Here is a 1,921-nt window from a genome sequence, read left to right as displayed (position 1 = left end):
CCTCAGGTGCCTGTGCCTGTGCCGGGCTCTGCCGCTTCTCCTCAGATGCCCCCGCCCACCCCGGCTGCTGCTCGGCCTCCAGTGTCGCCACCTGTCCCCACTCCTGCTGCCCCGCCTTTTGCGCCACCAGCTCGCCCAACGGCTGCCGGTCGGATCCCAGTGGCTCCAGCTGCTCCTGCGGGCCTGACCCTGCGCCAACTGGTGCAGGAAGCCTATGACAAAGGCTACTCCGATATTCATTTGGGGGTAGGAGAAGTGCCCCGCTTTCGGGATCGGGGGCAAATGCTTTTGACCAACTACCCGGTCACCACCACCGAGATGTTCTATGGCTGGCTGCGGGAAAGCCTGCCGGAGAGCCAAATTCGCCAGTTTGAGGAATGTTTGGAACTGGATACTGCCATCCAGTACGAGGGTTTGGTGCGGTGTCGGGTCAACTGCTTTGTTTCCCTTCTTGGCCCGGCTATGGTGATGCGTCTGATCCCGTTGAAAATTTTGACGCTGGAGCAGTTGCGGGCACCGGAAGTGCTAAAGCGCATTGCCGAAGAGCACAAAGGCTTGGTTTTGGTGACCGGCCCCACCGGATCCGGTAAGTCCACAACCTTGGCGGCGATGGTGGACTACATCAATTCCAACTTTCCCAAACACATCATTTCCATTGAGGATCCCATCGAATTTGTCCACCAGAGCAAGAAATCGATGGTGCGGCAGCGGGAGGTCGGGATCCACACCCTGGAATTTGCCAATGCCCTGAAAGCCTCTCTGCGGGAAGATCCGGACATCATCCTGATTGGGGAGATGCGGGATCGAGAGACAGTGGATATTGCCCTGAAGGCCGGCCAGACGGGCCACTTGGTCTTTGGAACCCTGCACACCAACAGCGCCGTCCGCACCATCGAGCGTCTGCTGGGGATTTACAAGCCGGAAGAACAGGAGCCGATGCGTCTGCAACTGGCAGAAACCCTGGTGGCGATCATCGCTCAAACCCTGGTGCGCACCACCGATGGCAAGCGAGCTGCGGCCCACGAGATCATGCGCAACACCGATGCCATTCGGGACTACATCAAGCGGGGGGCGGTGGATGAAATTGAGGAGCTGATCGCCGACGGCTCCTATGAGGGCATGTGTACCATGAATCAATCCCTGTTTAGGCTTTACCAAGAGGGGCGGATTACCGAAGAGGTGTGTCTGGAGGCTGCCCCACGCCGCAATGAGATGGCCCAATGGCTGCGAGGCCGGATCTAGGGCCAGTCTCGAGATGGAGTCACGCCAAAGTGCTTGAGGGAAGGTTTGCCCTATCCTAAACTGGGAGCAGCCGGCGGCGCTGGCTTGCCGAGCTACCTGCTCATCTCTTGGGCCGACCTTGGGCTGGGGGGATGGGTTGCGAATTGATGAACCGAATTGAAAGCAAGTTAGAAAACAGGAGAATCCCTACCGTGAGCGTGATCAACCAGATCATCGAGACCGCGGATGACCAGCTGCGTTACCTCTCAGTTAGCGAACTGGAAGCCATCAGGAATTACATGACCACCGGCGAGAGGCGCTTGCAAATCGCTCAGGTGTTAGCAGAAAACAAAAAGCGCATCATTGACCAGGCCCAGAAGCAGCTATTCGCCAAGCGGCCCGAGTACGTGCAACCCGGTGGCAATGCCTACGGTGACAAGCGCTACAACCAATGTTTGCGAGATTACGACTGGTATCTGCGTCTGGTGACCTATGGCATTATTGCCGGCAGCAAAGAGCCGATTGAGTCTATCGGCCTGATAGGGGTGCGGGAAATGTACAATGCCCTCAACGTACCCATCGCCGGCATGATCGATGCGATTGTCTTTTTGAAGGAAGCTGCCCTCAGCTTGTTGGAGCCGGCGGCAGCCGCTGAAGCCGCCCCTTACTTTGACTACATCATCAATGCCATGAGCTAGGG

General features: G+C 57.7%; 2 protein-coding genes. Both read left to right on the top strand.

The features are described from left to right. Positions 1–1,242, top strand: a 1,242-nt coding sequence (locus NW820_RS07065; protein ID WP_414407079.1) for a type IV pilus twitching motility protein PilT, incomplete at its 5' end; no start/stop codon positions are given. Between the two features lie 191 nt (positions 1,243–1,433). Continuing rightward, a complete protein-coding gene (gene apcD, locus NW820_RS07060) occupies positions 1,434–1,919 on the top strand; it encodes an allophycocyanin subunit alpha-B (RefSeq protein ID WP_011431857.1) in 486 nt (161 codons plus the stop codon). The last annotated feature ends 2 nt before the right edge of the window (positions 1,920–1,921 follow it).

Source organism: Synechococcus sp. R55.7, from assembly GCF_047461955.1.
In the GTDB taxonomy this organism is placed as follows: domain Bacteria; phylum Cyanobacteriota; class Cyanobacteriia; order Thermostichales; family Thermostichaceae; genus Thermostichus.
This window is presented reverse-complemented; position numbering and strand designations above follow the sequence as displayed.